Source organism: Streptococcus sinensis (assembly GCF_000767835.1).
Classification (GTDB): Bacteria; Bacillota; Bacilli; order Lactobacillales; family Streptococcaceae; genus Streptococcus; species Streptococcus sinensis.
In genome coordinates this window covers 13,102-35,740 of record NZ_JPEN01000042.1, presented here as the reverse complement: position 1 = coordinate 35,740, position 22,639 = coordinate 13,102, and the positions used below count along the sequence as shown (strand labels likewise).

The window sequence follows — 22,639 nt, the reverse complement described above, 5'->3', positions numbered from 1 at the left end:
ACCAGAAAACTAGTTTTGTTCGCTTTTTATATTTGAGGTCGGACTTTTGTCCCAGACTCTTTTGTAATATTTTACTTTTTATCAGGTGCATAAATCATGCCAATACAGTCGAAATCTTCCTGCCGGTGAAAGCCGTTCCCTTGATAAAAAGCTAGATTTTTATCTGACTGCTCCGTTGCCAGCTGAATTTGGTAAACATCTTCAAATTTTTCTAGTGTTTGCTGAAGAAGACTCCGGCCAATCCCCTGACGTTGGTAGCTTGGATGCACCAGCAAATCCTGAATAAACACAATAGAGACGCCGTCTCCGACCGCTCGAATCAAACCTACCAGCTCCTCATCGTCATAGGCCGCCATCACAAACAAAGACTGATGGAATGCCTGCTCCAAATGCTGAGGATGATTGGTATAGTTGCTCCAACCAACTGAAACATAAAGGTCTAAAACAGCCGTAAAAGGTAGTTGAGAATTTGTCTTATAATGAATCATAGTCCTCTCCTTGTTTTAGCTTCGCTTTTCTTATTCTTCCTTCTTCTCTAGCTTTTCTCTCTCAAGGCGAAATTTGCGATTTGGATTAAGCCGATTGAAGAGTTCCTCCAACTTTTTTGCATTCCAGACATCTGCTGCTGAGACAAAGTTCCCATTTTCGTCTCGGAAAGATATTGGTTTGTCACCCATTACATATCTCCTTAGTCAACAAATTCAAACTCAAACTTACCGATACGAACCAAATCGCCGTCCTTGGCACCACGCGCACGAAGTGCTTCGTCAACGCCCATACCGCGTAGCTGACGAGAGAATTTCATGATGGACTCATCTCGATCAAAGTTGGTCATTGTAAAGAGTTTTTCTAGTTTATCACCCGAAAGCACCCATGTAGCGTCATCATCACGGGAGATTTCGAAGGCTGGCGCTTCTTCGTCAAAGCCATAATATACCTCATCTTCCATATCCGCTTCTTCATAAAGCAGAAACTCAGGTGTCTTATCCAGCAACTCAGCTGTAGCATCTAGAAGAGTTGCAAGACCTTTCTTGGTCAGACTAGAAATAGGAAAAATCTGCGGCAACTCTTCAAATTCATCATAGTTGGCAGCCAATTTTTGCTTGAATTCTTTCAAATTTTCTGCACTGTCAGGCATATCCATCTTGTTGGCTACAATAATCTGTGGCCGCTCCATCAAGCGTAAATTATAGGATTCCAGCTCTTTGTTGATCGCAAGGTAATCTTCATAAGGATCGCGTCCCTCACTAGCAGACATATCAATAACGTGCAAAATGACCCGTGTCCGCTCGATATGACGAAGAAACTGGGTGCCTAGGCCTACTCCCTGACTGGCTCCTTCGATCAATCCTGGCAGATCGGCTACAGCGAAAGATTCCCCAGACTGAGTCCGAACCATGCCCAGATTAGGAACAATCGTGGTAAAGTGATAGGCCCCGATTTTTGGCTTGGCTGATGTAATCACACTCAGAAGGGTTGACTTACCAACCGAAGGAAAACCGACTAGACCAACATCAGCCAGCACTTTTAGCTCCAGCAGTAATTCTCTTTCCTGACCCGGCTCCCCATTTTCAGAAATTTCCGGAGCAGGATTTTTAGGTGTAGCAAAGCGGATATTGCCACGTCCGCCACGGCCGCCATGCGCCACGATAAATCGTTGACCGTGCTCGATCAAATCCGTAATTACCTTGCCAGTTTCAGCATCACGCACGGTCGTCCCCTGAGGTACACGGACAATCAAATCCTCCGCTCCTCGACCATGCATTCCCTTAGTCATTCCTTTTTCGCCCGATTGAGCCTTGAAATGACGGTTGTAACGGAAGTCCATCAAGGTACGGAGACCTTCATCCACGACAAAAATCACATCGCCACCACGGCCGCCATCGCCGCCCCAAGGTCCGCCATTGGGTACATATTTTTCTCGACGAAAGGCCACCATGCCATCGCCGCCCTTGCCAGCCTTGACCTGAATCTTGGCTGTATCTAAAAACATACTCATATAAATTCTCGCTTCTTTTTTACTCTAAAAAAACGCCTTGCAGCGTTTAGGATTAGAAGATTGCGCCGATAGCAGATGCAAAAATTGCACCGACTGTTACAAGTAACATGATTACCACGACCAGCATTGTCAATTTTTCAAATCCAGTTTTTTTACGTTGTCCGTTATCTCCAAAAGCCACTTTATTACCTCTTTTACAAATTACTTCTTTTTATTTTAACATGAAAAAGCAGGTTTTTCAAATGGTAAGTGAGAGAAATGTCCAGAAGGCACTTTCAAACCTGTCAATTGCAGACCCTTTCAACTAAGCAGCCAAATGCTAAGAGGAAAGCTAGTCTTCCTTTTTTACAAAGGAAAAATTTCGCACTTTACCGACCTCAAATTCAGATTCCCGACAGCTTTGATAGCTTGCATTGAGAATAGCTCCGATAATCAACAGTTTAGCAATGATGATAAACCACACCATAATCACTACTACGATAATGGAACTGAAAAAGCGAACGTCAACCAGATGATTGACATACTTGTCCATGTAAGCCGAAAACAGATTCAGCAAGGCCATGATAGCGAATACAACAAAAGCGCTGCCCGGCAGAACATAGCGGATTTTGTTAATTTTCACATTGGGCAGAAAATAATAAAGCAAAGCTAAAGTAACCAGCAGCAAGAAGTAAATCAATGGCTGAGTCAGATTTTGCAGATAAAGATAGGTTCTTTCATCAATTTCCCAAAAACTACGGATAAAGATCATCGACATATGGCCGAACATAGTCAAAAATAGGGCAAAAGCAAAGAGCAACTGCAGGCCCAAGCTGACTACCAGACTGAGCAGGCGATGGGAAATGACTCCTCGACTTTTAGCAACTCCGTAAGCCTTATTAAAAGCCTTCTGCAAAAAGTTCATGGACTGCGAAAAAGTCCATAAGGCAGAAAGAATGGAGAAACTCAGCAAACCAGAAGAAGGCTGAGTCAAAACATCTCTGACAATTTTTGCTACTACCTCATAAAAAGTTTCTGGAAGCACATCTTCAATCACTTCCAAAAAATCGGCTACTGGAATCTGAAAGTAGGGCAGGATATTGACGAGAATCAAAAGCAGTGGAAAGACCGAAATCAGTGAATAATAAGCCACTGCAATACTCGTAATATCCGTCTCAGCTGATTGATAAAATCCAAAAAAAGCTCCTAAAAACTGATTCTTCCGAACCCTTTCAATCCATTTCTTCACTCCTATCCTCCTTCAAAAAAGAAGGATTGAGAAATGCTTTCTCAACCCTTGCTGTTTTTAATAAGTTCCTTCTTCACCCTGACTAGTCAAGATCCGAGGACCGTCTTTAGTAATCACAAACTGATGCTCATATTGGCAAGAAAGTCCGCCATCAAGGGTTTTATGAGCCCAACCTGTTTCATAATCCGTATCAATTTCCCAAGTTCCAGTTGAAATCATCGGCTCGATAGTTAAGACCATCCCTTCCCGCAGACGCAGGCCGCGACCAGCTCGGCCGTAATGAGGAACCATTGGCTCTTCGTGCATAGTTGGACCAACCCCGTGGCCAACTAGATCTCGCACGACACCATAGCCATGACTTTCAGCATATTCTTGAATCGCTGCCCCAATGTCACCGATTCGATTGCCAACCTTGGCAGCCTCAATCCCCCGATAAAGGCATTCTTTGGTCACATCCATCAGCTTTTGCGCCTCTGGACTGACTTGACCAACTGCGTAAGCCCAGCAAGAATCAGCTACACCGCCCCGAAATTCCACTGTGTGTTTTTTCATTTCAGCGACATTGTTAAAATCTAACTTAGAGACATCCAATTCAGCTTTATCCACCAAACCAACAACCATGTCAACCTTGATCACATCACCTTCTACCAATCTCTGATGACGAGGAAAGGCATGGGCAACTTCGTCATTAAGCGAGCAGCAAGTCGCATAAGGATAATCCATGACGCTTCCTTCCACCCCAATCTGCAGGGGCAAAGCATTATCCTCTTTACAACGTCTGCGAACATATTCTTCAATTTCCCACATATCAAGGCCTGGCTTGATCAAATCTCGCAAACCAATATGGATAGAAGCCAGAAAGTCTCCGCTCTTGTCCATCAAGTCAATTTCACGTTGTGATTTTAACGTTATCATTCTATCTCCTGTCTGTAAGTTCTATTTTAAATCTTTTTTCGAATACAAGTCTAAATGCTTTAGTTAATCTTTACAGTAATGGTAGCCTTAGAAACCAGATTAGTACCCAGAAGCATATCAAAATCAATAATAGCCGTTCGCCGAGTCTGACGAATAATTTGTGGCTGAACATGCAGAAGATCATCAATCTGCACCGCCTGAAAGAAATACATCATCATCTGATCGATGATTAGACTGCGGCCTCTATTTGACATCATCTGTTGCGTAATTCGAGTGATAATCTCCGTCAAAACTCCATTAGCCAGAACCCCATTTTGATCCAACATAAAAGGCTCAACGGTAAAGGAAAAAACATCATCCTGACGGCTGATTTTCTGCCCAACCTGCTCACTGAAAGTTGGTAAGCTAGAAATCTGTGCCCGACTCATCTTTTCCATAATATCACGCCGGGTAATCACGCCCAACAAGGTCTGATTGCTACGCACAACCGGAATCATTTCAAAATCTTCCGCAATCATACGCTGGCTGATATTAGCAATATTGGCAGAAAGCCCCGTCATAAAGACTCTTCGAGTCATCACCTTGTCTAGAGTTGTCAAAGGCGATTTGTCACCGGCATCCCGCATCGTCACAACACCCACGACCATTTGGTGCTGATTAATAACTGGAAAGCGACTGGTTCGGTTGCGACGAACCAAATCCAAGTAATCCCTCACCGTATCCGTATCGTGCAGAAAACCATATTCATGACTAGCCCGATAAACCTGTTCCACTGTCAGAATATCTGTTTTGATCTGGATATTGGATAAGGCTCTGTTAATCATGGTCGCCACTGTATAAGTATCGTGCTTGGTTCTAAAAACTGGAATCTCTTTACGATTGGCTAATTTTAGAACTTCTGGATCGACTTCAAAACCACCCGTCACCAGCACCGCATTCTCATTTTCAAGCGCCAGCATCTGAATCTGGGTTCGGTCTCCGACAATCAAGAGCCCTCCTTCTGTCAGATAATGCAGAATATTCTGTTCCGTCATAGCACCAATGGAGAATTTATTAAATTCTTTCTCCAAACCATTTTCTCCGGCCAGCACTTCCGAGCCAGTAATATCTACAATCTCCTTATAAGTCAGGTGCTCTAAAACAACCTTTTTTGACTTAACCCGAACGGTTCCACTCCTAGGTCTGGTCTCAACAATTCCTTGATTTTCTGCCTCTTTAATCGCCCGATAAGCCGTCCCGTCGCTGACTCCTAAGTAATTTGAAATACTGCGAACACTGACTCTTTTCCCGATTGGAAGATTTTCAAGATAGGCTAAAATTTCCTGGTGCTTACTCATTAAAATCTCCTCTCTCATAGCGATATTCAATATAATCTCGCATTCTTCTTGTGTAGCGATCGCTTCCCTTAAACTGACGAAAGAGCTTAAAACCAGCTTTCTGCGCAACTTTCTGACTCGCTATATTTTCTGCATGTGTGACAATGCTCAGGCGCTTAAAACCAAATTTTGTAAAGGAAAGGAAAACTAGCTCACGGACAATTTCGGTCATCAACCCCTGTCCCCAATAGTCCTTCCTCAAAAAATAGCCTAATTCAGCTTCTTTTTTTATCTCATCCATTCTTTCAAATTTAATAGATCCGATCATTTCGTTTGTTTCCTTATCACAAATAGCCCATATTCCCAAAGGATTTTTCATAAAATAATTAGCGATAAGATATTCACTTCCCTGCAGACTGCTTTCAGTCGGAAAAATAAACTCAGTATTTTCTGGATTCGAAGCTATTTTATAAAGAGCTTCTGCATCTTCAAAAATAATCGGGCGCAAAAACAAATGCTCCATTTCAATAAATGAAAAAGCTGCTAAATTTGTCCACAAATTCATATGCTTCCTCTATAAAAAATAAGCGATTATCGCTTATTCTTCGATGAGCTGGATATCTGCACCCAAGCTCCTTAATTTTTTAATAATATTGGAATAACCACGCAAGATAAATTCCACATTGGTAATTTCGGTCTGGCCTTCAGCCATCAGACCAGCAATAACAAGCGCTGCACCTGCACGGAGATCTGTTGCCTTTACAGATGCCCCATGTAGCTGATTTGGACCCTCATAAACAATCTGATTGCTGGCTGTAGAAATTCTACCTGACATTTTTGCCAACTCAGCGACATGATTTACTCGTTTTTCATAAATCGTATCAATGATTTTTCCATGACCACGCGCCGTCAGCAATAGTGGAGTAATCGGCTGTTGTAAATCAGTTGCAAAGCCTGGATAAGGAGAGGTTTTAATACTGATTGCTCTTAAATCAGTCTGTTTCTCAACAAAAACACTGTCCTCAGAAATCGTCATCCGAACGCCCATTTCTTCTAATTTAGCAATGAAGCTTTCCAAATGCTCATAGAGGACGTTGTTAATCTGGATTCCTTCTCCAATAGCAGCTGCTAAAGCGATATAAGTTCCCGCCTCAATCCGATCAGGAATGACTTGATGGCGGGTTCCGTGAAGTCTTTCCACACCTTCAATGATAATAATGTCTGTCCCTGCCCCACGAATATGAGCTCCCATATTGTTGAGCAAGGTAGCCACATCAATAATCTCTGGTTCACGTGCTGCATTTTCGATAATAGTCCGACCTTTGGCCTTAACTGCAGCCAGAATTGTATTGATGGTGGCACCCACACTGACCGTATCCATATAAATACTTGCCCCGACTAGCTGTTTGCCACCCGTTGACAGATTCATATAATTTCCATCCATGGTCATCTTTGCTCCCATGGCTTCAAAAGCCTTAAGGTGCAGATCAATCGGGCGGGGACCAAGATCACAGCCACCAGGCAGACCAACTGTTGCTTCACCATAACGTCCTAGCAAACTGCCATAAAAGTAATAGGATGCTCGCAAACTATTGATTTTACCAAAGGGCATCGGCATATTTTTAATGCCGCGTGGATCAATTTCTAAACTATCCTCTACCCGCTTAATACTTGCCCCCATTGCTTCCATGATATCAATCAAGCTATCAACGTCAGAAATATTGGGTACTCCATCAAGAATCACCGTATCATCCGCCAAAATCACTGCCGGAATCAATGCTACGACACTGTTCTTGGCACCATTAATGATCACCTCTCCTTTTAAGGGGCGACCACCATTAATCACAATTTTTTTCATATTTTAAAATAGGTTCTTTCAAATATTCATTTATAATCTATCTTTTCCCATTATACCATAACAGTTTGATTTTTCCTACATCAATATTTTACAATTTAGCTATGAAGGACATTTTTAGAGGAGAAACCCACATCTTGTCGCTGTTAGATTGGTTTTGCCGTTATAAAATATACTCTTAGTTTCTATATTTCTCTCTGATAGATAAGAAAAATCTGAATGAAACATTCAGATTTTAGTTTTATTATACAATAAAAAGTGAATCTCAGTCTTTCCAAAGATTCATAGCACTTAGAAAGTCGTCTGAAACGGTGATATTTTGTGGGCTGGTTGCCTCACGCTCTGCCCGCTTGGCTTCAACCTGAGCCAGACTAGTAATGCCCTCCCGACGCCAGTTACGCAAAATAGCTTGGATATATTTCCAGTTAGCCTTCCCATTAAAAACAGCCTCACGAAGCGCCGCTTTAACTAAGTCAGGATTTGTCTGATCGTCCTGAATCGTTTTGGTCAAATCTTCAATTTCAAAAGGTGTAAGTAAACGGCCCAATTCCTGCTGAAAAGTATCTACTAAGTCTTTCAAAATATTCTGCGCAGTCTTAACAGGCTGCTGATCTCCTGTCTTAGCTGACAAAATCTCATCCAGCTTTTCTAAGGCTGGTGAAGCATCAAAAATTACTTCCGTTTCACCATTCAGCTCGATAGTCTTATACTGCAAGAGTCCTTTTTCAGTTAAATGAGACATGGAGCGATTAACTTCTGTCAATGTCTTGCCAATATTTTCCGCAATCTGTCTCGGTGCAACTTCTTCGAGCGAAGTTGTATTTTGCAGATAGAAAAACTGCCAAACCAAAAAATCATCGCTGGAATCAAAAATCTCCTTGAAATGGAACAAAAGGGCGCTCGGAATAATTAAATTACCGGATTTAAAAGCTGATAAATACGTCATGTCACCTCTTATAAATAAGCAAAAAACGATACATCATTTTCGGGACTCTCCCAGTCAAAAGGAGTTTCCTGATAGACAGCATAATTGACCCAGTTGTTGAAAAAGAGAGCTGCCGCTAGGCTCCAGCGCAAACAAGGAGTCGAATTGACATCGTCATTCTTGAAATAATTTTCCGGAATATGCGGATTTTTCTCCGCTTTAAGATCACGGAAATATTCCTTAGCCAGAGTATCACGGTCGTATTCCATGTGACCAAAGCTGTAGACTTCTCGCAGATCGCGGCTAGCAAGCACAGACAGACCCGCATCTTCTCCATAAGAAAGAATTTCCAGATTTGTTAGATTCAGAATATCTTCTTTTAAAACCTCTGTATGCCGAGAATGGGGAACATAAAACTCATCGTCAAAACCGCGGAAAAGAAGATTGTTACTTGGTGCCGACTGGATATAGACCCCTGATAGTTTTCGTTCCATCTGATGTTTGTCAATACCATATCGGGCATAAAGCGCAGCTTGAGCTCCCCAACAGATATGTAGAGTCGAAAAGACATGAGTCTTTGACCATTCGATCACCTGCTGGAATTCCTCCCAATAGTCCACTGCCTCAAAAGGCAGATGCTCTACTGGCGCTCCCGTGATAATCAAGCCATCAAAGAAACGATTTTTGACCTCATCAAAAGTCTTGTAAAAGGTCTGCATGTGCTCTGCCTGAGTGGTCTTTGATGTATGAGAAGTCATATAAAGAAACTCAATAGTCAATTGCAAAGGCGTATTGGCCAAATGACGCAAAATCTGAGTTTCCGTCACCATTTTCTGGGGCATGAGATTGAGTACCAGAATATTCAGAGGGCGGATATCTTGGTGATCTGCTCGATCGTCATCCATGACAAAGATATTCTCAGAGCTTAAAATTTCAACTGCTGGAAGCTTCTTATCAATCTTGATAGGCATGAAAATATCTCCTTTTGTTTTAATATACTCATTATACTCAAAGGAGATATAGTTTTCAATTATACTTTTTCTCTAACTAGATATAGTAATAAGCTATATATTTAGTAATGCATCAATACCTTGTAGTCATAATTGCCGATTGCTTCGCGGCCCTTCAGCTCATCCAACTCAATGAGGAAGGCACAGCCAGCAACGATACCGCCAAGACGTTCAATCATCTCAATAGTTGCCTTAACTGTCCCACCAGTCGCAAGAAGGTCATCTACAATCAGAACGCGTTGACCAGGTTTGATTGCATCCGCATGCATGGTCAGAGTATCTACACCATATTCTTTGGCATAGTCAGCTGAAACGACTTCGCGAGGAAGTTTACCAGGCTTACGAACAGGGGCAAAACCAACTCCTAATTCAAAGGCAACTGGACAGCCTACGATAAAGCCACGCGCTTCTGGACCAACGATCATGTCGATCTGCTTGTCAGTCGCATACTGTACAATTTCACGTACAGCGTAGCTATAGGCATTCCCATCAGCCATCAAAGGGCTAATATCACGGAAGAGAATACCTTCCGTAGGGTAGTTTTCAATGGTTGCAATATAATCTTTTAAATTCATAATATACTTTCTTTCAAAAAAATTTTTTACTCTCTATTATATCATGTTTTATTCAAAAAGGCTGTAGCAGACTATCAAATATTTTAACATGTAAAATATTTGTAAAATACGGAGGTTTGTCGCTTATTTACCCATGAGATAGTCATAAATCTCCTGCACGGTGCCCAAAGCCATGAGTTCTTGCTCCTTGACCAGGCGCTTGAGGTCTTGATAAATGTGACTGCTGTCAATTTCTTTCTTTTCAGCTTCCTTATTGACTTTCATGACGCCTTCTGTGATGCTGACAAAGCCCAGCTCTTCAAAAATCTGAATCATTTTAATCAAGAGAATGGGGTCGATTTTCAGATAAGCTGCTAGGTCCTTGAGCTTATAGCGAACGTCAAATTCAGGGAACTTATAGATTGTCTTGTAAAGTTTAGCAAATTGCTCACGAGTACCATAACCGGTCAGATAGTAAGGCTTGGCAATCTCATTCTTAAAGTAAATCGCTTCAAAATCCTGAGACTGAATAATCTTCTTCAAGACCTGCAAATCATCAGGCAGGTCATAAACCACAACTGCTCTGCTATTTGTCAAATCTGGCAATTCCTCTGTGAAACGCAAGACTGGAACCTTGTCAGGCAGCGTCGTATTTTTGCTGCGGATATTGAAAAGCTGAACACCGTCCACACGGGTATCTACCAGCATGAGCTGGAGACTGGTCTGTCCATTCCATTTATTGACAGAGAGGCTGACAGCTAGCTCCAGATTCTTGGTCTGGGCAAACTCTGTCGCAAGATTTCCTTGCCCAAAAGCAACCACTTCAAAAGATGCATCTTCCTGAGAAATTTTCAGCTTGAGATGGCTATTGCCAGCCCCCATAGTCCGTGCATTGTCCACTTTAAAATCCTTGAGGTAAAAAAGCGGCTTCTTATTATCCATACCAAAAGGCGCCAGTTTTTCAAAGCTTTTGAGTGTGTCAAGGGTCAGTTCTGGCAAGTGCAACTCCTCATCTAAATACAGAGCTGTTTTGCCACTCAAATCCAAATCATTGTCTAAGATATACTCTGTCAAGATATCAGCAAGCTCCACCAGCTTATCTGCTTCAAGAGTCATTCCAGCTGCTCCAGCATGGCCACCAAAAGCTACAAAAAGGTCACGGTGGCTGTCTAAGGCCTCAAAAATATTGACCGCTTCAATACTGCGGGCGCTGCCCTTAGCGATACCATCCTCGATATTAAGCACTATGACTGGCTGGTGCAACTCTTCCAGCAAGCGCCCAGCGACAATCCCTAGCACACCAGGGTTCCAACCTTCCTTAGCCAGCACCTGGACTGGTCTCTTAGGGTCCAACATGGTTTGTGCTTCTTCATAAATCTGCTGGACCATTTCCTTGCGCTCGTCATTTTTCTGGTTGATCATAAGCGCAATATCACGAGCTTCTTCGTCATCAAAGCCAGTCAAAAGCTCAACTGCTGGATTGGGATCATCCAGCCGTCCCAAGGCATTGAGTCTGGGGGCAAGCTGGAAACCAACTGTTTCTTCATCCAGTTCATCTGGCTGAATACCAGCGATTTTGAAGAGCTCCTGAAGTCCTACGCGCTGAGTGTTTTTAAGAACAGAAAGGCCGTATTTGACTAAGATCCGATTTTCTCCCGTCAGACTGACCATATCGGCAATGGTGCCAATGGCAACTAGGTCCAGAAGTTCGACTTGGACTTCTTCCAGCAAGGCAGTTGCTAGCTTAAAAGCAACCCCACAGCCAGCCAGATGCTTGAAAGGGTAATCCGCTCCGCTATGTTCCGGATGGACGATCGCATAGGCATCTGGCAGCTCCTCGGGCATGGAGTGGTGATCCGTCACGATGACATCCACGCCGAGAGACTGGGCCAGCTCGATAGCTTCAAGGCCCGCCACTCCATTATCCACTGTAATAATGAGTGAAATACCTTGATTTTCAATAAAATACTTGTAAACACTGCTATTAGGACCATAGCCATCCGTAAAGCGATTGGGCAGATAAACCTGACACTCAGCCCCTAGCTGCTCCAATGCCTCCTTGACAATCGATGCGGAGGTCATCCCATCAGCATCATAATCGCCGTAGATCAAAATCTGCTCGTAATTCTCAATCGCTGAGCGAATGCGCTCCACTGCCCTCTCCATATCATGCAGGTCATAAGGGTCGTGAAGCAGATCCAAACTAGGTTCCAAAAATTCCTGCAAGGCCTCTTCAGTCTGCACACCTCTCTGATAAAGAAGACTGGCAGCGGCGGGTTCTAGGCCAGCTTTCTTAGCCTTTTTTAAAAATTTTTCGTCTGTAAAATTAGTGGCAAACTGCCAGTCGTATTTTGAGCTAATCATGATAAGTGAAACACTTTCTCCGTTCAATCTTGTCTGAATATTATAACATGAAAAAGCAACAGAACAGAAGAAAAAGGCACGGAATATTTCTTCTGTTCCATCACTTTAGGATTTATCTTCCTCGCTCGGTCAAAATCTGGGTAAGGGCAATTTGGGTGGATTTTCTCTTACCAGTTAGGACTTCTCCAATCGGCATATCCGACTCACTAGCTTTCTTTCGTCATCCTATTCCCTTTGTAAGTCTTTGCTTCAAGAACAAGCGCTTTCGAGCCAATAAAATGACTTCTGCGCTTAGATGAGTTAAGAGCAAGGTTAGCAAAAAGACAATCCTTCCCTGCTGCCATTTAGCAAAATCAGTCTTTTGGAGCAGATAAAAAGAGGATTCTATAAAAATTGGATGCAAAAAGAAGTATAAAACACTTAATTCTTTAAGGTGATAAAGACGCCATTTTTGACCAATTCTTGTACGCAAAACCCAATTCACCAGAAATAAAGCAAACAGAGGCAAAGCCAAAAAGAAATTCTTGTCGATTCCTTGGTGAATAAAGACAATCCAGCCATCTAGCAGCAAAAGAAGGCCAGACAAGAATAGCTTTTTCCCAAAATTATCCCTGAAAAGGCTGAAATGCCGATAATCATAAAGGAGATAGCCCAAGTAAACAAAAATGGGAGTATAGAAAATGCCATTTCGGGTGGTGAAGAAAACTTTAGCATAGGCATCAAATGACTGGGTAAGCCAGCTATTTGAGAAATAAGCGTAGTATGTCTCGATCGACCCCATTACATAAAGCAGGAGTAAAAATACCCCCGTCTTTCTAGCACCCCATTTTCTATAAAAATAGTGAACAAGTAAAAGCCCCAAGAGAAAGGCGGGAATGTACCAAAGTTGGTAACATAGACCGATATACAAGAGACCAGCCAATAGACCTAAAGGAGCATAGTGTTTTGGGACTGGAAGCGACCAAAAATAGGCCAAGGCATAAGGGACATAAATCCCACTCCACAAAAGATACTGCCTCAAAACCCGCTTAATGTAGACCTTCATTTCCTTCTTCTTAGCCAAGCTGGATTTAAGTATAAAAGCTGAAGAAATTAAAAAGAAAGGGACCGCCATGCGGCCAAACATACTCTTCTGAATAAAATGTAGAGCTTCATGTTCAAAAAGCCTCTGGCAGTGAACCAGAATTACCAAAATTGAAGCCAGATACTGAAATAAACTTAGCATGGCGTAGTTGATCGGCTGCTCAGGCTCTCTGACATTTCTTTCTGCCATAAATAGTTCTCCCTAGGAAGATTGTGCTTAATAAATAGATTTAGTGCTTGCTCAGCCAAACATGCTGAAAGGCGGCGATGTCCCGATAAGGTGATTTGTTGCAGACAGCCAGCTCCATCTCAAGCATCTTTTCAGCCCAGTCAGGGGCCGTTTTGTAGTCATTGGATTGCAAGCCATAAAAAATCCGTACTCCCTGATAATCCTCAACTTCTAATGGCAGACCTGAAATCACTTCCGAAACCTGATAGACCTTAGCAGCTCCCATGCTGTGGGTTTGATATTCCTGACCCACTAAAAGCTGCTGGGCTTTTTCTGGGGCATTTTCAAAAACCACCGTATGCATAATGCGCCCAACCTCGTGGTGCTTAACCAGAGAAATTTTGCCGTCCTTTTTTAAGAGGCGGGAAAATTCTGTCAAATAGAGAGCAGGGTCAGATACATATTCTAAAACATTATGACAGACGATGATATCAAAAGACTGGTCAGGCAGACTTTGCAGAAGGTCCAAGCTGCCTTGCAATTGCTCATAGGAAAAGTCCTGCTTGCGCTCGGCAATCATTTCTGAGCTCGGCTCGATGGCGGTCACTTGGTTCTTTTCCGCTAGAAAATCAGCCACAATCCCAAAACCACTGCCGAAATCAAGAATTTTCTGGCCCTTAAGTGACTCAAGAAAAGCAAAAATAATATCATACTGAAGTTTGCCCCAAGGTGCTTGCAGATGAGCCTTGTAGGCTTGTAGATTAGCTGTCATAAAACCTCACTTATAGTTAAACATATTGGCCGCCATCTTGTCGGCCATTCTTGGAAAAAGTGTATAAAGCTTATGAGCTAGATTGAGAATCCCAGGTAAATTAATTTCCCGCTTCTTTTTGCCAAGGGAGCTGACAATTTTGCTCGCTACAAAGTCAGGCTCAAGAATATACTTGTCGACTGCTTTTACATAGGAACCGTCAGGATCAGCCTGATCGAAAAAGGCTGTTTTGATAGGACCAGGATTGACTGTCGTGACATAGACCCCAAAAGGCAGGAGTTCCAAACGCAGGGCGTTGGAAAAACCAATAGCAGCAAACTTGGTCGCCGAATAAAGACTGGACTTGCTACTGGCAATGAGGCCGGCCATACTAACGATATTGACGATATGTCCTTGACCTGCCTGCTTCATACGAGCTCCAAAGATACGGGACAAATTCATCAGGGCAAAGGTATTGACTTCAAACATGGCCTCGATATCGCTTGAGCTGATTTTGTCAAATTCTTCAAAAATCCCATAGCCAGCGTTATTGACTAGGACATCGACACAACCGTACTGGCCGTCAATCCGCTCAGCAAATCTTTCCAAAGCTGAGCTATCTGTGATATCCAGCTCAACTAAGTCAAGATTTTCCCTTTCTCCATATAGTTTTTCCAGCTTGGGCTTGCTCCGTCCGACCAAAATCAGTCGGTCATGAGGCAAGAGCTTAACTATTTTCTGGGCCAGTCCACCGCTAGCCCCTGTGATGATGATGGTTATCATATCTCCACCTCTTCCAAGTCCTTAACCACATGGACGTTGTCAAAGACAGCACTGGCATCGCGGCGCATTTGGCTAATGTCTTTCGATAAGAAACGCGCGCTGACATGATTGAGGAGGAGACGCTTGGCTCCGGCTTCTTTGGCTACTTCTGCAGCCTGCATATTGGTCGAATGCCCATGCTTGCGAGCCATCTTTTCATCTCCCTTGCCATAGGTCGCTTCATGAACCAGCACATCCGCAGCCACAGCCAAGCGAACACTTGAATCAGTCTTTCTAGTGTCACCCAAGATGGTAATGGTCTTACCTGGCCGAGGGGCTGAGATATAATCAGCCGCAATAATCTTCCTGCCGTCTTCTAGGACGATATCCTGACCATTCTTGACTTGGCCAAAAAGCGGACCAAAGGGAACGCCCGCCTCACGCAGCTTGTCCGCATCCAGCGTACCTTCCAAATCTTTCTGCATCACCCGATAACCCACGCAGAAGATCGTGTGGTCCAGCTTATCCGCATAAACAGTGAACTTGTCCGTTTCCAGAATCTTGCCCAGACTGTTTTCATCAAACTCATGAAAATCAATCCGATAAGGCAGACGGGAACCAGACACGCGCAGACTTGTCATCACAAAATTCTTGATACCGACAGGTCCATAAATTTCCAAATCCGTCTGCTCTTCATTTGCCTGAAAAGAGCGACTAGATAGAAAGCCCGGCAAGCCAAAAATATGGTCGCCATGCAGATGCGTGATGAAAATCTTGCTGATTTTGCGCGGTTTAATCGTCGTCTCCAAGATCTGGTGCTGCGTCCCTTCGCCACAGTCAAACATCCAGACCTCATTGATTTCCTCCAAAAGCTTGAGGACAAGACTGGACACATTGCGGGCCTTGGAGGGCTGGCCGGCTCCGGTTCCTAAAAATTGTAATTGCATGTTTTTCTTTCTAAATGATATAAATCATGGCAGAGCGATTCTGCGAGTGATAGTATTTTCTGCCAGCATAGGACTGAGCTAGCTGACTGACTTCGTCTTGATTGTAGCCCAGAACTCTCTGGCTGCCATCTGCTAGCTGCTGCCAATCGGTCAAAGCAGTCAGAGCCTGACTGTCCACGACTTGAGACTCAGCTTTGAGAGATGCCATTTTTATTCTCCCAGCTTCTTCGTGGACCAAATACTGTGGAAAGATTTGAGCGATTTCAAAGAGCAGGTCAGCTGTTACCGACTCTGGCTTTTCAGGGAAGACCAAGCCGACTCCCTCGCTCTCATAGCAAAATCCATAGGATTTGCCAGAAAGATTGAGGCGGACAAAAGGCTTGCTTTCTACAAAGCTAGGCTCAGCATTCCACAAGTCCAGCGCCTGACTGATTTCTAAAAAATAGGCTGTCGCGGCTTCCGGACTTTTCTTTTGATAAAGCTCAGCAAAGTAAGCGTTGATAACGCTGGGCGGCGGTGTGATGAAGCTAAGCTTCTGCTCCTCCGTCAGACCAGCCAATACTTGCTCTAAGTAGACCCTGTCTAGACTAGTAAAACCGCCGTATTTCAGGGCCAAGTCAATATAATCAGTCATAAAATTCTTCCAGTTTCCATTTATTTTTCTCGGCAATCCAGCCTGAAATGGTTTCGACATCGTCTAGGTATTCACGACTCCCAATAATCGCTACTTTCTCTAAATCATAAATCTTGTAAGCTTTAGCCGGAGCTACCTTGATGGTAAAAGGCAAAAAGAGCTCTTTCATTCGCTCCAGCAGGACTTGCTGCAAAACAGCCCTGCTATTGTCCGCCTTAGCCGAAATCAAAGAATAAGGAGTCAAGGTCGGAGTAAAATCCTCAGCCTTGTCCGCTTTGTTATAGAGAGTCAGCCGGGGAATATCCAGCATGTCCAGCTCTTTCATGATGTCCAGAACGGTCTTTTCATGTTCCTCATGATGAGGGTCGCTGGCGTCAATAACATGAACCAGCAAATCGACATTTTTACTCTCTTCCAGAGTGGACTTAAAGCTAGACACCAGCTCCGTCGGCAAATCCTGAATGAAGCCAACTGTGTCCGTCAGAGTGACATTGAGCTGGCCACTGAGATTGATGTTCTTGGTCGTGGCGTCTAGCGTCGCAAAGAGTTCATCGGCCTCATACTGACTCTTACTAGTCAAGCAGTTCATGATCGTAGACTTTCCAGCATTGGTATAACCGATGAGGCCGATTTTGAAAATGCTGGATTCCAGTCGCTTTTCACGAACGGTAGCCCGGTTTTTCTCAACTGCCTTGAGCTGGCGCTCAATATCATGAATCTGATTGCGGACACTGCGTCGATTAAGCTCCAGCTGGCTTTCACCAGGACCGCGGGAGCCAATGCCACCTGCCTGACGGCTGAGCATAATGCCTTGGCCGACCAAGCGAGGCAGCAGGTACTTGAGCTGGGCCAGATGCACCTGCAACTTGCCCTCATGACTCCTAGCCCTCATGGCAAAAATATCCAAAATCAGTTGCATACGGTCAATGACCTTAACGCCCAAGCTTTCCTCCAGATTGACATTCTGCCGAGGTGTCAAGCGGTTATTGACAATAACTGTCGAAATCTCTTCGGCATCAACCATCTGTCGGATTTCTTCTAACTTACCAGAACCGACAAAGGTCTTGCTGTCATACTTTTCTCGCTTCTGGCTATAGGAACCAACTACCTCAGCCCCTGCCGTCTTAGCCAGACTTTGCAACTCCTCCATGGATAGGTCAAAATTCTCCGTGTCTGGTAGTTCCACACCGACCAGAAAGACACGCTCTATTTTTTTCTCTGTTTCTATCATTTCATATCCTTACTAAGACTTGGTCAGCCAGCTACTTGTCCAAAAACTTCCTAATGGCTTCCATGACCTGATTTTTATAGTCTGGATTTCCCACCTGATAAAAGGTTACAGACATCCGGTTGCGAAACCAAGTCAGCTGGCGCTTGGCGAAACGGCGGGTGTTCTGCTTGAGCTTGTCCACCGCCTCTTCTAGGCTCATCTGACCTTCAAAGTAGGGGAAAAGTTCCTTGTAGCCGATACCCTTACTGGCTTGACTGGTCGGGGCTTGCTCGTAAAGCCAGCGGGCTTCTTCTAAAAGTCCGGCTTCCATCATCAGATCTACCCGCTGATTGATCCGCTCATAAAGTCGCTCCCGCTCATCATCTAGACAAATCAGCAAAGCTTCATAATCTGGAAGATTGTTTTCTAGTTGACCGCCCAGATAGGAAATCTCCAGCGCCCTCATAGCCCTGCGTCGATTTATCTGAGGAATCTCGATACCTAGCTCTGCTATTTTCCCAAACAAAGCTTCATCTGACCAAGTATCCAGCTGCGCCCGATAGGCCAGAATATCCTCGTGCGAGACGGATCCGCCCAGATGGTAGCCCTCGAGCAAGCTCTGGATGTAGAGCCCCGTGCCGCCGCAAATGATGGGAAGCTGTCCTTGAGCTGCAATCTCACGAATAGTCTGAGACGCCTCAGTCACAAAATCATAGGCCGAGTAGCTTTCTCCAACCTCCCGCACATCCAGCAGATGATGGGGAATGCCCTCTTGCTCTTCAGGACGAATCTTGGCCGTGCCAATATCCAAGCCACGATAGACCTGCTGGCTATCACCGCTGATGATTTGGCCATTGAAGCGCTTGGCTACTTCGATACTCAGAGCCGTTTTCCCAACTGCCGTCGGCCCCACTATTACAATTATCTTGGTTTTCATCGTTTTTCCTTGAAAAAATTTTGATTTTTCGTTACTATTAATTATAACATAAATAATAAAAGTTCAGAAAAGGAGAAATCACATGGCTAAAGGATTTGGAAAAGGCGTTCTTACAGGTGTAGCAGGTACTGTTGCTGCTCTTGCTGGTGCAGTCTATGCCTTTAAGAAAAAAGTCATCGAACCAGAAGAACAAAAAGCAGCTTTCATCGAAGAAAATCGTAAGAAAGCAGCCCGTAAACGCGTAGCACACTAAGCTGCAAAATAATTAAAAGAGCTAATCTCATCATTTCCTCTTGGAAAATTTGCCTGAGATTGGCTCTTTTTGCTTTGTAACTGCCAGGAAAAGTTATAAACTATATGGCCATAGCCCAAGCTTATTTCTTCTTTTTCTGTGGAAAAAGTGGCATCCCCAAAGCAGCTATCTTTTCAGCTGGAACCTTCATGCCTTCTTTGATCCATTTGGAAAGCACCGAAACAACCGCAGAACTCCAGAATGAATTCATATAGGAATTAGCTGTCTTTTTCCCACTTTTGCTGCGCTTTTCAAGGAAATCAAAGACCGCCTGCGTCAGCAACTTTTCAAAATTATAATCAATAGCCAGACTGATAACACGCGCCTCTTTCTTGGCTTCCTTAAAAAGAAAAAGCCAAATCTGGTACATTTCTGTCTTGAAATTAAACTGCTCCAGTTTATCGACAATTCCCTGAACCGTATTTTGGAAAATCCCCTCTAGAATTTCTTCTTTGGAGCTATAGTTACGATAAAAGGCTGCGCGCGAAACTCCAGCCCGCTCGACTAACTCAGAGATGGTAATCTTTTTCAAATCTTTCTTCTCTAGCAGTTGCATCAGAGAAATTTCCAAGGATTCCTTTGTAATTCGATTAGATTCTTGGTTATAAGTTTTTAAATTTGCAAGGGATTTTTCTGATATTTTCTTTTCCGCCATAACAATTTCTTTCTTCCTGTATCAGCTGAGAATTAGGCCTTTATATCAAGCCATCTTCATGATATAATTGTAAGAAAAGACATGTTCTTTGTCAATGCCTAAGGTTGATGAGGGGGAGAAAAAATGACTTGGAAAATAATTGCCGATTCTGGTTGTGATTACCGCGAGATTGCTGATTTAGCAAACGATACAAGCTTTAAAAGCGTACCGCTGACTATTCAGGTGGATAGTGAGATTTTTGTGGACGATGCAAATCTTGATATTGATGACATGATGGAAAAAATGTATGCTACTTCAACTGCATCAAAATCAGCCTGTCCAAGCCCTGATGACTACCTCAGAAGCTTTGAAGGAGCTGAAAATATCTTTGTCGTGACGATTACAGGCTCCCTTTCTGGTAGTCACAACAGCGCCCAGTTGGCTAAAAAGCTCTTTTTAGAAGAACGCCCAGAAGCTAATATCCATGTGATTGACAGCCTCTCTGCTGGAGGCGAAGTTGATCTCATCATCACAAAGTTAAACGAACTCATCAAAGAAGGGCTTTCTTTTAATGAAATCGTGGAAGCCATCACTCACTACCAAGAAAAGACAAAGCTCCTCTTTGTACTGGCAAAAGTAGATAATCTGGTCAAAAATGGCCGTCTCAATAAGCTGATTGGTGCAGTTGTTGGACTCCTAAATATTCGGATGGTTGGCGAAGCCAGCGAGACGGGGACACTTGAGTTGCTCCAAAAAGCCAGAGGTGCTAAAAAAGCCCTGACTGCTGCTGTCGATGAAGTTCTGAAAGCTGGATATAAGGGAGGTCGCATTATCATTGCTCATCGCAATAACGAGAAATTTTGCCAGCAATTCTCTAGCCTCATCAAAGAAAAATTCCCAGCTGCCGACATTTCATTCCTACCAACTTCTGGACTTTGCAGTTTTTATGCGGAAGAAGGCGGACTCTTGCTGGGCTACGAAATTTAAATCTTTACCTTTTGAGCTGAATGTTGGCATTCGGCTCTTTACTTTTTCGATTTAATTCGCTAAAATAAGATAGAAAAGGAGTTGATTTCATGGCAAGAGGAAGAGGAACGGCAAGTCCACAGGATAAAGCGGCAATGCTGACCATTTCTAAAAAGATTAAAGAATTGCTCAAAGAGCAAGGAAAAAAACAAATTGAATTATCTAGAGAAACTGGCATTCCAGCGAGCACTCTAACAGGTTATATCAAAGGAACTTCACTGCCAATCGCAGCAAATATAGAAAAAATTACTGATTTTTTTGCTATTACAGTAGAGGAAATCGACCCCCGCTACCGACTCACGGCAGATATTCCACAGGAATTTACCGAGTTGACTCAGATCTACCAAAATCTAGACGTGGAAAATCAGAAAGAGATTCTCGCACTAACTGAAAAAAAATTAAAAGACCAAGAATTGGAAATGAAATTAAAAGAAAACTATTTCCCTTACATGGTCTACGAGGATTACTATACTTTTGTCCATAAGAAAGAGCAGGGCGATCTGGTTTGGCTGGACAGAAAAATTGACTATGATATTGCTCTCTGGATTCGCACGGATTCGCTAGAGCCAAAGTATCCGCAAGACTCCGTTGCTCTTATCAAGAAAACGCATTTTGAATTTGCTGGCGCCATTTATGCCATTGATTACGACGGTCAGACGATTCTGAAAAGAGTCTTCAATGACCCAACCGGCATCCGCCTCATCTCTCTCAATAAAAAATACAGCGATAAATTTATCCCGCATCAAGAAGAACCTAAGGTCATTGGCCGTGTCATGGCCGCCTTTATGCCCTTAGATTTGTCAGACCAAGTACAAAAAAAGCCACTTTAGTAAAATAAAGCGGCTTTTTAATTATCATTTAACGACTCCAACATTTCTTATCTAGACCTCTCATCGTCAAAGAAAAGCTTGTGTATCAACTCTTAAATAGTTTATTTTTTGTTCTCATGAACCAACTCCATAATCTTCTGGAAAGTCTTGCCATTTCGGATGGTCAGTTGCTTGTAAAAACTAGACTTGAGCAGTTTCTTATGGTAGTTGGACTTAAGATAGTCCGCTTGGTCAGCATTGCTATAAAAGAAAGCCGTCTGCCCAAAATGCAGCTGCTCCTTGTCATTTGCCCAACTACCTGCCAGCTCTTGAACATTCTCCCTGTCTGTCTCCGGCAGATAAAAGAGAACATCTCGCCGAAAAGCTGTTTCATCCTTCCACCAAGCAGGAAGATTGGCTGTTTCTTTTTGAAGCATGGCAGAGCTGATCAGGACAAAAGGCAGGGGAAAATCATAAGACCGACTGAAATATGCCGTCAAAATCTCCCGAATCCTCTCCTCCTGCTCCTCACTGTCAAAGAAAAGATTGCCACTATTGATGTAGGAAACCGTGTTTTCAAACCCCAACCCAGCCAAATCCTTCTTCAAATCAGCCATAACGACCTTGTTTTTTCCACCGACATTGATGCCACGGAGTAAAAGTGCATAACGCATGTAGTGCTCCTTAAAAATATATCTATTATTTCCAAACTAACTGCTAGAGTTTCTAATGTAGATCATCTGTTTTTCTTTCACGCCTTTCCCGAGGTCAATGACCTTTTCCTCGCCGTCAAAAACAAAACCCATTTTTTCATAAAAGGCGATGGCACGTTTGTTATCTTCTAAAACCCATAATATAATCTCTTGATAACCATCCAAAGCGGCAAAAGCAGCCTGCATTAGCTGCTGTCCTACACCCTTGCCATAATAATCTTTTAAGACATACAAGGCGAAAATTTCACCCGCAATCGTAGCTGAATCTTGAAAATCACCGTAGCTAACAAAGCCAACCACTTTAGCATCATCCAAGGCAATCAAGGTATTTTCAGGGTACTTTTGACTATAAAATCGGCACTTATCCAAAGTCATCTGCTCTTGAAATTCCTCAGGCAAAATCTCATCATAAGCTTCACGCCATGTCTGCCAATGAACTCGGGATTTCCCTTCTATCTCCTCAGCTGTTTCCATTACTTTGATAGTGATGACCATTTGTTTTTCTC

The 22,639-nt window shown here is 43.3% G+C and carries 26 protein-coding genes; 3 read left to right on the top strand and 23 right to left on the bottom strand.

The window, feature by feature from the left end:
- Positions 1–71 precede the first annotated feature (71 nt).
- From SSIN_RS02855 to miaA, 20 genes are all read right to left on the bottom strand, one after another.
- On the bottom strand, positions 72–488 hold the full coding sequence (locus SSIN_RS02855; RefSeq protein ID WP_037615482.1) for a GNAT family N-acetyltransferase: 417 nt from the start codon (positions 486–488) through the stop codon (positions 72–74).
- Positions 489–518: 30 nt separating this feature from the next.
- The gene (locus SSIN_RS10485) at positions 519–677 is read right to left on the bottom strand and encodes a hypothetical protein (protein ID WP_037615480.1); all 159 of its coding nucleotides are present in this window, start codon (positions 675–677) and stop codon (positions 519–521) included.
- An 11-nt stretch (positions 678–688) separates the two neighbouring features.
- Positions 689–1,999, bottom strand: a complete 1,311-nt coding sequence (obgE, locus tag SSIN_RS02845; protein WP_084578608.1) for a GTPase ObgE — start codon at positions 1,997–1,999, stop codon at positions 689–691.
- Between the two features lie 52 nt (positions 2,000–2,051).
- Complete coding sequence (locus tag SSIN_RS10175) at positions 2,052–2,180, bottom strand: DUF4044 domain-containing protein (RefSeq protein ID WP_082757320.1); 129 nt, start codon at positions 2,178–2,180, stop codon at positions 2,052–2,054.
- Positions 2,181–2,330: 150 nt separating this feature from the next.
- Entirely contained in the window at positions 2,331–3,227 is an 897-nt protein-coding gene (locus tag SSIN_RS02840) for a YihY/virulence factor BrkB family protein (protein WP_037615469.1), read from the bottom strand.
- Positions 3,228–3,284: 57 nt separating this feature from the next.
- A complete protein-coding gene (locus tag SSIN_RS02835; RefSeq protein ID WP_037615468.1) occupies positions 3,285–4,142 on the bottom strand; it encodes a methionyl aminopeptidase in 858 nt (285 codons plus the stop codon).
- Between the two features lie 59 nt (positions 4,143–4,201).
- Complete coding sequence (gene spxR, locus SSIN_RS02830; protein ID WP_037615467.1) at positions 4,202–5,479, bottom strand: CBS-HotDog domain-containing transcription factor SpxR; 1,278 nt, start codon at positions 5,477–5,479, stop codon at positions 4,202–4,204.
- Positions 5,472–6,023, bottom strand: a complete 552-nt coding sequence (locus tag SSIN_RS02825) for a GNAT family N-acetyltransferase (protein ID WP_037615466.1) — start codon at positions 6,021–6,023, stop codon at positions 5,472–5,474. Before SSIN_RS02825 ends, spxR begins: the two co-directional genes overlap by 8 nt.
- A gap of 33 nt (positions 6,024–6,056) precedes the next feature.
- Entirely contained in the window at positions 6,057–7,316 is a 1,260-nt protein-coding gene (locus SSIN_RS02820; RefSeq protein WP_037615465.1) for a UDP-N-acetylglucosamine 1-carboxyvinyltransferase, read from the bottom strand.
- 262 nt (positions 7,317–7,578) lie between these two features.
- Positions 7,579–8,259 carry a DnaD domain-containing protein gene (locus tag SSIN_RS02815; protein ID WP_037615464.1) on the bottom strand — a complete coding sequence of 227 codons (681 nt, stop codon included), beginning with the start codon at positions 8,257–8,259 and terminating at the stop codon, positions 7,579–7,581.
- 8 nt (positions 8,260–8,267) lie between these two features.
- Positions 8,268–9,209: a homoserine O-acetyltransferase MetA gene (metA, locus tag SSIN_RS02810; protein ID WP_037615463.1), complete on the bottom strand. Its 942-nt coding sequence runs from the start codon at positions 9,207–9,209 to the stop codon at positions 8,268–8,270.
- A gap of 101 nt (positions 9,210–9,310) precedes the next feature.
- Positions 9,311–9,823: an adenine phosphoribosyltransferase gene (locus SSIN_RS02805; RefSeq protein WP_037615461.1), complete on the bottom strand. Its 513-nt coding sequence runs from the start codon at positions 9,821–9,823 to the stop codon at positions 9,311–9,313.
- 123 nt (positions 9,824–9,946) lie between these two features.
- Entirely contained in the window at positions 9,947–12,166 is a 2,220-nt protein-coding gene (gene recJ, locus SSIN_RS02800; protein ID WP_037615459.1) for a single-stranded-DNA-specific exonuclease RecJ, read from the bottom strand.
- 220 nt (positions 12,167–12,386) lie between these two features.
- Entirely contained in the window at positions 12,387–13,439 is a 1,053-nt protein-coding gene (locus tag SSIN_RS02795) for an acyltransferase family protein (RefSeq protein WP_037615457.1), read from the bottom strand.
- Between the two features lie 40 nt (positions 13,440–13,479).
- A complete protein-coding gene (locus tag SSIN_RS02790; protein WP_037615456.1) occupies positions 13,480–14,190 on the bottom strand; it encodes a class I SAM-dependent methyltransferase in 711 nt (236 codons plus the stop codon).
- A 6-nt stretch (positions 14,191–14,196) separates the two neighbouring features.
- Positions 14,197–14,952 carry an SDR family NAD(P)-dependent oxidoreductase gene (locus SSIN_RS02785; protein WP_037615455.1) on the bottom strand — a complete coding sequence of 252 codons (756 nt, stop codon included), beginning with the start codon at positions 14,950–14,952 and terminating at the stop codon, positions 14,197–14,199.
- The gene (rnz, locus tag SSIN_RS02780) at positions 14,949–15,878 is read right to left on the bottom strand and encodes a ribonuclease Z (protein ID WP_037615454.1); all 930 of its coding nucleotides are present in this window, start codon (positions 15,876–15,878) and stop codon (positions 14,949–14,951) included. Before rnz ends, SSIN_RS02785 begins: the two co-directional genes overlap by 4 nt.
- 10 nt (positions 15,879–15,888) lie before the next feature.
- Positions 15,889–16,512, bottom strand: coding sequence for a cystathionine beta-lyase (locus SSIN_RS02775; RefSeq protein WP_037615453.1), 624 nt, complete (start codon positions 16,510–16,512; stop codon positions 15,889–15,891).
- Positions 16,505–17,743, bottom strand: coding sequence for a GTPase HflX (hflX, locus tag SSIN_RS02770; protein ID WP_037615452.1), 1,239 nt, complete (start codon positions 17,741–17,743; stop codon positions 16,505–16,507). Before hflX ends, SSIN_RS02775 begins: the two co-directional genes overlap by 8 nt.
- Before the next feature lie 31 nt (positions 17,744–17,774).
- A complete protein-coding gene (miaA, locus tag SSIN_RS02765) occupies positions 17,775–18,659 on the bottom strand; it encodes a tRNA (adenosine(37)-N6)-dimethylallyltransferase MiaA (protein ID WP_037615451.1) in 885 nt (294 codons plus the stop codon).
- 82 nt (positions 18,660–18,741) lie between these two features.
- Here miaA and SSIN_RS10170 point away from each other — a divergent pair, with 82 nt between their 5' ends.
- Positions 18,742–18,912, top strand: coding sequence for a DUF3042 family protein (locus SSIN_RS10170; RefSeq protein ID WP_005590510.1), 171 nt, complete (start codon positions 18,742–18,744; stop codon positions 18,910–18,912).
- 121 nt (positions 18,913–19,033) lie between these two features.
- Here SSIN_RS10170 and SSIN_RS02760 read toward each other — a convergent pair whose 3' ends face one another.
- Positions 19,034–19,606: a TetR/AcrR family transcriptional regulator gene (locus tag SSIN_RS02760; protein ID WP_037615450.1), complete on the bottom strand. Its 573-nt coding sequence runs from the start codon at positions 19,604–19,606 to the stop codon at positions 19,034–19,036.
- A 123-nt stretch (positions 19,607–19,729) separates the two neighbouring features.
- On the opposite strand from SSIN_RS02760, the gene SSIN_RS02755 reads away from it, so the two are divergent.
- Both SSIN_RS02755 and SSIN_RS02750 read left to right on the top strand, forming a co-directional pair.
- Positions 19,730–20,572 (top strand): DegV family protein, encoded by an 843-nt coding sequence (locus tag SSIN_RS02755; protein WP_037615449.1) that lies wholly within the window; start codon positions 19,730–19,732, stop codon positions 20,570–20,572.
- An 89-nt stretch (positions 20,573–20,661) separates the two neighbouring features.
- Positions 20,662–21,441 carry an XRE family transcriptional regulator gene (locus SSIN_RS02750; RefSeq protein ID WP_037615448.1) on the top strand — a complete coding sequence of 260 codons (780 nt, stop codon included), beginning with the start codon at positions 20,662–20,664 and terminating at the stop codon, positions 21,439–21,441.
- A gap of 101 nt (positions 21,442–21,542) precedes the next feature.
- On the opposite strand, the gene SSIN_RS02745 is transcribed toward SSIN_RS02750, so the two are convergent.
- Together SSIN_RS02745 and SSIN_RS02740 are read right to left on the bottom strand one after the other, a co-directional pair.
- Positions 21,543–22,094: a DUF1697 domain-containing protein gene (locus SSIN_RS02745; RefSeq protein WP_037615445.1), complete on the bottom strand. Its 552-nt coding sequence runs from the start codon at positions 22,092–22,094 to the stop codon at positions 21,543–21,545.
- A 36-nt stretch (positions 22,095–22,130) separates the two neighbouring features.
- Positions 22,131–22,628 carry a GNAT family N-acetyltransferase gene (locus tag SSIN_RS02740; RefSeq protein ID WP_037615440.1) on the bottom strand — a complete coding sequence of 166 codons (498 nt, stop codon included), beginning with the start codon at positions 22,626–22,628 and terminating at the stop codon, positions 22,131–22,133.
- Positions 22,629–22,639: the final 11 nt, after the last annotated feature.